The organism is Thermodesulfobacteriota bacterium, from assembly GCA_034189135.1.
Lineage (GTDB): Bacteria > Desulfobacterota > Desulfobacteria > Desulfobacterales > JAUWMJ01 > JAUWMJ01.
In genome coordinates this window covers 1-7014 of sequence record JAXHVO010000011.1, presented here as the reverse complement: position 1 = coordinate 7014, position 7014 = coordinate 1, and the positions used below count along the sequence as shown (strand labels likewise).

The following is a 7014-nucleotide window of genomic DNA, read 5'->3' as shown; positions in this document are numbered from 1 at the left end:
GTCTAATTGTAATTTGGGTCTTTGGCTTTTTCTTGGCATAGCTTCCTCCATAGTTTTTGAAGAAGCTATATCACATATTATATTTTATGTAAATGTTTTAATGAAACTTTGTACTAGTTGGCACATTCAATTTTTGGCTTATCTTTCTGTACCAACCAATATCTGGAATAATCCTATCCATAGCTTCAACAAATTCCAATATATTTCAATCTATGTATAGCATCGTTGCTTAGAGGTCGTGTAGTTCCGTCGATCCCTTGGATCAACATTTTTATGCTTCTGCTGGATTTATCTTGATTCTTTTATAATTGAATTTCTTAGAGAACAATATATCGATATAGTCTGTTAACAAAGTGCAAAATGCATAATGAGCAAGAAACACCTGAGCATTTATGTAAATGACCTGCCCTTTTTCAAGAATGCTTGATGCGTGTACGATCTTATGACGGACTTGGGCCAGTTCGTCCAAAAAGAGAAGGGGATTTTTAAACTTTTTTCCTTCAAAGTCCATTTCAAAGGAACTGAAATGGTTTTTTATATCGTTAGCTTTGTAATTTATCCCAAAAACATCACGTAGTTTGCAAAACTTACCATCCCAGTTAGACCCCATCATTATTCCCAAAGACGATTGCAGAATATTCTCGGTAATTCCGATTTCAGGATAAGAGAGCTCGATAAGTTCGAACAAATACGTTTCTAACGAGCCGTAATACATCACAAATATTTGTCTGCAAAGAATATCGACCCCATTATTACATTGTTTGAGAAAAGTAGAGAGTGGTGTGACAACGGACCTGCCATCAGAAGATTCCAACTTAAAAGGAGTATCTGGTTTGAGTTTTTTTTGAACTGCTATATGCTCATACTTCGTTTTACATTCCTTAAGTGCGAGTTCGGTCGTCATTAGGAAGCCAAAGATCTCATTCGTTCTTCTAAACCATGATCTTCTCTGCTCAGTACATAGAGTTTCTGGGAAAACGAATTCGTTTCCCGCATAAGGATCAGGTATCATTCCCAACGGATTTTTATGGTCTGTTGACATTACTTTTTCAGAATAATCATTTAAATTCTTCTGGCATCAACAACGGTCACTTATCCGACGTGGCCCTGGCAATTAATTTCCCAGAAGCAACGGCCTTGGAGCTACCATATTAAATTCGGCGCAGGGTTGCGAGTCAGCGTGGACTGTATTGATGTCGGGCTATTTTATTTTGCCACTGCATCGTAAAGACTTTGTTTGAATCTATTTTCGTCTTCATTATTGTAAAAAGGAGCGCCCACAAGTCTATAGTTTTGTGTTTTTCTTTGAGTTTTAAATTCTAATATTTTGCTTTCATATTTTTTAGTTATTTGCTGCAAAAAATCTTGCTTCCATTTATCATGTTCTTTCAGATGCTTTCCAGGAGGGCGAAAAACAAATAAATCAGCCAAACCATACCATCGCAATAAATAATATCGATGATTATATTTAACATCGAATCTCATAAAAAAGCAAGGTAAACGCATTTGGAAATATTGTAATCTTTGAAACTGGACCTTCTGAATACTTATACCCTGTGTAAATTAGCCATATTTCTTGTAAACCAATGAAACCCGTGATATTGTATCCCTAATTTTACATATTGGGTTTAAGATTGACCTTAAAAAAAGGAGTGTCAACAATGCCGGAAAATTTTCAGGCCAATTGCCTTCCGTTACTGATAGGAAGTCTTCCCATAAAAGATCACCAAGAGGCCATAGGACTTGTGATGGACCATACCCCTGGAATTCCTTTGTGGGTTCAACTTCCTGCTTACAGGGAAGAAGGGATGATTGAACAGTTTGCGCCGGGGTTGCCGGGTTTTAAAATTAAAAAGGACAAAGTGCACATTGATACCACCGGAACAAATTTTGATAATCAACTTGTTGAGTTTTATGAAGAATATATGGCTGTGGTTGAAGGGGAGAAAGATATCAGCGACTCGAGATTTATTCTAACCGACGATACGGCAAAAGGATTTCATGTATTCACGGACTGTTTAAATTCGCTTTCCACACCGCCTGTTGCAGTCAAGGGTCAGATAACCGGCCCGTTTACGTTTACCACAGGCCTGAGCGATGAAAATAAGAAGGCGATTTTCTACAACGAGCAGTTAAGAGATGTGGCGATAAAACTGCTGGCGCTCAAGGCAAGGTGGCAGGTAAGGCAGCTTTCAAAATTTAAGCGTCCGGTCATTATTTTTTTTGATGAACCTGCACTTGCCGGGTTCGGCTCATCGGAGTTTACCAGTATCTCCGGTGATGATGTTTCAAATTGCTTTGGTGAGGTCATGGAAGCCGTGCATGCCGAAGGCGGACTTGCAGGGGTACATGTTTGTGCAAACACGGACTGGTCTGTTTTGCTTGAATCTCCTGCGGACATTATAAGCTTTGATGCTTACTCTTTTTTTGACAAGTTTATTTTATACGCCAATTTGATTAAAAAATTTGTCGAAGCCGGTAAAATCCTGGCATGGGGAATTGTTCCCACCGGCAATCCGGAGGATATTGAAAAAGAAACCACCGATTCTCTGGTTACCCAGTGGGAAGAAAAAGCCAGGGCCATTGAGGCCCTGGGGGTGGACTGGAAAAAAATATTGAACCAGTCCCTGATCACGCCAAGTTGCGGAACAGGTTCTTTGAGTCTTGATTTAGCAAAAAAGGTGCTTAAATTAACCGCAGAAGTTTCTGACCGCTTAAAAATAATGTATCAAATTGATATGGCACACAGTTAGAGATAAGCCTTAGTGATCTAATTCATTAATTCTATGACGTATTTTATATAGCTTTTTTTTCACCGCCCGCTTCGCTAAAGAAGCAGAGAACGCAGAGCATAAAGTTTTTTCATTTGCCGTTGAGAGGACGGCAAATGAAAATCAATCGGCATTCATATTGTTAAAACTATATGTTTTTATATCAAATTATTTTTCCCGTAGGGATGAATACTTTATTGCTTTCCGCCCTTTTATCCCGCTTCATTTAGCGGGGCTCAGCGGAAAGCAATAAAAAAGTGATTCTTTGCGTACTTTGCGACTCTGCGGTGAAAATAAAACATTTATTGCTACCCATAAACAATCCGAAATGCGTAACCAACAACACACAACTATAAATGAGGTTTTAGATGGTTAACAAAGATTCAAGAAAAAATTTCTCAGGAGCAACCCGCTATGTTCTGGATGATGAGCTGGCTCAAATCGTAAACATATCCATGGCACTTGAAATGCCGCTTTTGCTCAAAGGCGAGCCCGGCACAGGCAAAACCATGCTTGCCCACGCCATTGCCGAGAATCTGGATATGCCCCTTATTGTGTTGAATGTAAAATCGAGCATGAAACTGGTTGAGGCGCTTTATCAGTATGACACCCTGACCCGACTGAATGACAGCCGTTTTGGTGATTCAAGCCGGGATGTCAGCAATATAGAAGATTATATTAAAATGGGGAAAATCGGTCAGGCGTTCACCTCGTCTGCCAGGTCGGTCCTTCTGATCGATGAAATCGACAAGGCAGACACCGATTTCCAGGACGACATGCTCGATGTGCTGGATCAGATGGAATTTGATATTATTGAAATTGATAAAACGGTTAAAGCCTCACATCGACCGGTATTTATTATTACCTCAAATGCAAAAAAAGACTTGTCGGACCCGTTTCTTGGCAGGTGTAACTTTCATCATATTGCCTTTCCGGACCCCAAGATGATGCGCAAAATTATTCGGGTTCATTTTCCGAACCTTAATGACGAGCTTATGGAAAATGCCGTTGACGCTTTTTACAAACTTCGGGAGCTGGATACCATAGAGAAACGGCCTGCCACCCGCGAACTCATTAACTGGATCAGGGCGCTTTCCGCCGACCCCGATTTTAAGCCCAAAAAACTGATAAAAGGCGAGGTGCCGTTTTTGGGAGTTCTATTCAAAAAAAGCCAGGACTATAATAAAGCGGTTAATTCCGTAGAACGCCGAAGACTTTTTTAAGCCGAACGATCGAAAAACCCGGAACCCAAAACTAAAATGTTTATCGATTTCTTTTACATATTAAAGGAAGCGGGAATTCCTGTCAGCCCAACCTCCTTTTTAACCTTTCATAAAGCACTTAGCGCTGGCCTGATCAGCAGCCTGGAAGATTTCTATACCTCTGCCAGGGCGATTCTCGTTAAAAGTGAACGATATTTTGATCTGTTCGATCAGGTTTTTGCCCATCATTTTCACGGTGCCGAGTTGCCTGATTTTGATGGAGTTGCACTTGATGAAATGGCAAGGGCCATGCTGGACGAATGGCTGAAAAATCCTAAGGTGCTGGCAGAAGCTTTGGGTATGGATGAATCCGAACTCAGCAAGCTTTCCCCTGAAGAGTTGATCGAATATTTTAAGGAGCGGCTTAAAGAGCAGACCGAAGCCCACCATGGAGGGCATAAATGGATTGGAACCGGTGGAACTTCTCCTGTGGGACATTCGGGATATCATCCCGGCGGTATGCGGGTTGGGGGAATCTCCAGAAACAAGTCGGCGGTAAAAGTTGCCATGGACAGGAGATACAAGGATTACTCTCTTGAAGGCCCCCTTACCCAATCCATGGTAGGTGAAGCCCTAAAAAGACTCAGAAACATGGTGCCGTCCGGCCCAAAAGATCAAATCAATATTGACGATACCATTTACCAGACCATGAAAAACGGCGGGGAGATAGAAATCGTTTTTGACAGAGATTTAAAAGATCGTCTTAAGGTCATACTGGCGATTGATAATGGCGGATGGTCAATGGATCCTTATATACCGGTGGTTCAGACCCTTTTTGATTATGCACGGGCACAGTTCAAAGATGTAAAAACATACTTTTTTCACAACACCATATACTCCACTGTCTGGGAAGACCCCAGACGTTACCGAAAACCGCAAAGAATTGAAAATTTCGCCCGGTTCGATCCTGAAACCCGCCTGGTGCTGGTGGGAGATGCCAGCATGGCCCCCTACGAACTGATGGCCACCGACGGTTCGATACATCTGGAAGACAGGAGCAGGACCCCCAGTATCGAATGCCTGAAGTTTATTGCCGATGCTTTTCCCCATGCGGTATGGATGAATCCCATATCATCATCCATGTGGGGCTACACTCAGACCATATCCATGATACGCCAGGTTTTTCCCATGTTCGAGCTTTCCATCGACGGCCTGGAAAAAGCGGTGGCACACCTTATGGCAAAGTAGAGAGCCAATTTCAAAACGTCTCCTTCTGCCCAATATCTGCGTCAGGCTCAAATTATAATCCTCGAAATACGCAATGTATTCATTTGGTTAAAATTTTCGCCTTCCTTGATCTTGAACAGAATTGAACATTTTGAAACTGCCTCTATTGCCAATTCGGATTCAATTTTCATCCTTCGAAATGAACCATGTAAAAACAAAATTATATGCTTGAATAATAAACATGAAAATTGTTAATATATTTGAATATTGACCATTTATATTAAAAAATGCTTTGAATAATGACCTTAAATATGATGTGGTTATTTAAGAAACGTCATTTTCTAGCTTTACGGCTCTTGAACCTCCCAGCTTCCAAACTTTATTGCTTACCAGCCTAAATGCTATACAACCTGCAGGTATTCTCATATACAACTTCCGCCAGTTCGTCGGGTTTTTCCCCTCTGACCTCAGCCAGTTTTAAAAGTACGGATTTGACAAAGGCCGGTTCATTTCGGCGGGTTTTATTTTTTTCGGGTGCAGGTGTCAGATAGGGTGCATCTGTTTCAATGAGAATACGATCTGCAGGAATAAGGGGGGCAAGGTGTCGCAATTTGGCACCGCGACCTTTGATGGTCATAATACCGGTGATGCCGATATAAAGGCCAAGGGCAAGGTACTGACTCAATTCATTTTCGTTACCGCTGAAACAGTGAATAACCCCCTGCCTGTCTGGCTTAAAATGGTTTCTTAGAATCCCAACAAGCCTTCCATCACTGTCCCTTTCATGGAAAATTACGGGAAGATTGAGCTGACCTGAAATCTCAAGTTGGCGGATCAACCAATTTTCCTGATCTTGTTTGGGCGAATACATCCGGTTAAAATCTAGCCCGATTTCACCCCATGCTTTCACCTTTGGGCTTTCGGCAAGCTTTATAAGAAATTCGAGGGCCTCTATGGAACATTCCTTTGCATCGTGGGGATGAAAACCGACGGACGCGTAAAGACCGGGATACGATTCGGCCAGGCTCACCGCTTTTTGCGAACTCTTCTTATCTACACCCACGATCATCATTGCTGAAACACCGGCGTTACCTGCACGGCTCAGAACATCATTGAAATCCTTATCATATGTTTTGTCATCCAGATGGCAATGGCTGTCGAATAATTGCATGATTCATCCAGTGTGGTCAAAAGAAGTGCTCAAAATAACGATCGCATCCATAAATCTAATTATTGTGGTTTGCAACTAAAAAAATGCCATATCATCTTGATCAAAAAAAATTTTATCCGTACTATAATCATCTCTCATTAAAAAGGCGTTTTTATCTTTCCATAAGGGCCTCCAAATGGACATTGATTGCATGCATTTTTATTGTTGCATTGAAATATATTTATTGCAATAGTTGAACCCATTCAATTTCAAATTGGACCATATATAACACAGATATTGGCAAGGGTGATATGGTTTAAGTGTTGACTATCATAAAAATATTAATATGACCTGTTGCTTAATATTTCGATTTGTTGCGGGCTAATTATTACATAACCATAAAATATTATATCATTAATATTCACTTAGCTGCTAAACCGTTGACCGGGTCTGAACAATAAATGCGTACAATTTTTAAAATGTTTTAATGAGGTTGATTTTTTTTGTTTTACTTATATTAAATAATCTTTTATAGACACTCGCTGGCATACAGCTTGCTTATATATAAGAATTTATAGTTTTTTCTAATTGGTATTTTAGAACTCAAGCTAGGAAATGCGCCTATGTTTTTTACTATTTCATTGTACGTGGCCCTGGCCATTAT

At 40.6% G+C, this 7014-nt stretch carries 7 protein-coding genes; 4 read left to right on the top strand and 3 right to left on the bottom strand.

Annotated features, from left to right (window positions below; genetic code table 11):
* On the top strand, positions 1–220 hold a 220-nt coding region (locus tag SWH54_01385), incomplete at its 5' end, for a hypothetical protein (GenBank protein MDY6789895.1).
* Between the two features lie 51 nt (positions 221–271).
* On the opposite strand, the gene SWH54_01380 is transcribed toward SWH54_01385, so the two are convergent.
* Together SWH54_01380 and SWH54_01375 are read right to left on the bottom strand one after the other, a co-directional pair.
* Entirely contained in the window at positions 272–1042 is a 771-nt protein-coding gene (locus tag SWH54_01380) for a hypothetical protein (GenBank protein MDY6789894.1), read from the bottom strand.
* Between the two features lie 164 nt (positions 1043–1206).
* A complete protein-coding gene (locus SWH54_01375) occupies positions 1207–1431 on the bottom strand; it encodes a hypothetical protein (GenBank protein MDY6789893.1) in 225 nt (74 codons plus the stop codon).
* 230 nt (positions 1432–1661) lie between these two features.
* On the opposite strand from SWH54_01375, the gene SWH54_01370 reads away from it, so the two are divergent.
* From SWH54_01370 to SWH54_01360, 3 genes are all read left to right on the top strand, one after another.
* The gene (locus SWH54_01370) at positions 1662–2753 is read left to right on the top strand and encodes a hypothetical protein (protein ID MDY6789892.1); all 1092 of its coding nucleotides are present in this window, start codon (positions 1662–1664) and stop codon (positions 2751–2753) included.
* A gap of 386 nt (positions 2754–3139) precedes the next feature.
* Entirely contained in the window at positions 3140–3994 is an 855-nt protein-coding gene (locus SWH54_01365; GenBank protein MDY6789891.1) for a MoxR family ATPase, read from the top strand.
* 36 nt (positions 3995–4030) lie between these two features.
* Positions 4031–5221 (top strand): hypothetical protein, encoded by a 1191-nt coding sequence (locus tag SWH54_01360; protein MDY6789890.1) that lies wholly within the window; start codon positions 4031–4033, stop codon positions 5219–5221.
* Positions 5222–5594: 373 nt separating this feature from the next.
* Here SWH54_01360 and SWH54_01355 read toward each other — a convergent pair whose 3' ends face one another.
* Positions 5595–6371 carry a TatD family hydrolase gene (locus tag SWH54_01355; protein MDY6789889.1) on the bottom strand — a complete coding sequence of 259 codons (777 nt, stop codon included), beginning with the start codon at positions 6369–6371 and terminating at the stop codon, positions 5595–5597.
* Positions 6372–7014: the final 643 nt, after the last annotated feature.

What these genes read in the sequence shown, in the direction of transcription:
- SWH54_01380 (MDY6789894.1), bottom strand. Translation starts at nt 1,042, where the DNA reads ATGTCAACAGACCATAAAAATCCGTTGGGAATGATACCTGATCCTTAT.
- SWH54_01360 (MDY6789890.1), top strand. Translation starts at nt 4,031, where the DNA reads ATGTTTATCGATTTCTTTTACATATTAAAGGAAGCGGGAATTCCTGTC.
- SWH54_01370 (MDY6789892.1), top strand. Translation starts at nt 1,662, where the DNA reads ATGCCGGAAAATTTTCAGGCCAATTGCCTTCCGTTACTGATAGGAAGT.
- SWH54_01355 (MDY6789889.1), bottom strand. Translation starts at nt 6,371, where the DNA reads ATGCAATTATTCGACAGCCATTGCCATCTGGATGACAAAACATATGAT.
- SWH54_01365 (MDY6789891.1), top strand. Translation starts at nt 3,140, where the DNA reads ATGGTTAACAAAGATTCAAGAAAAAATTTCTCAGGAGCAACCCGCTAT.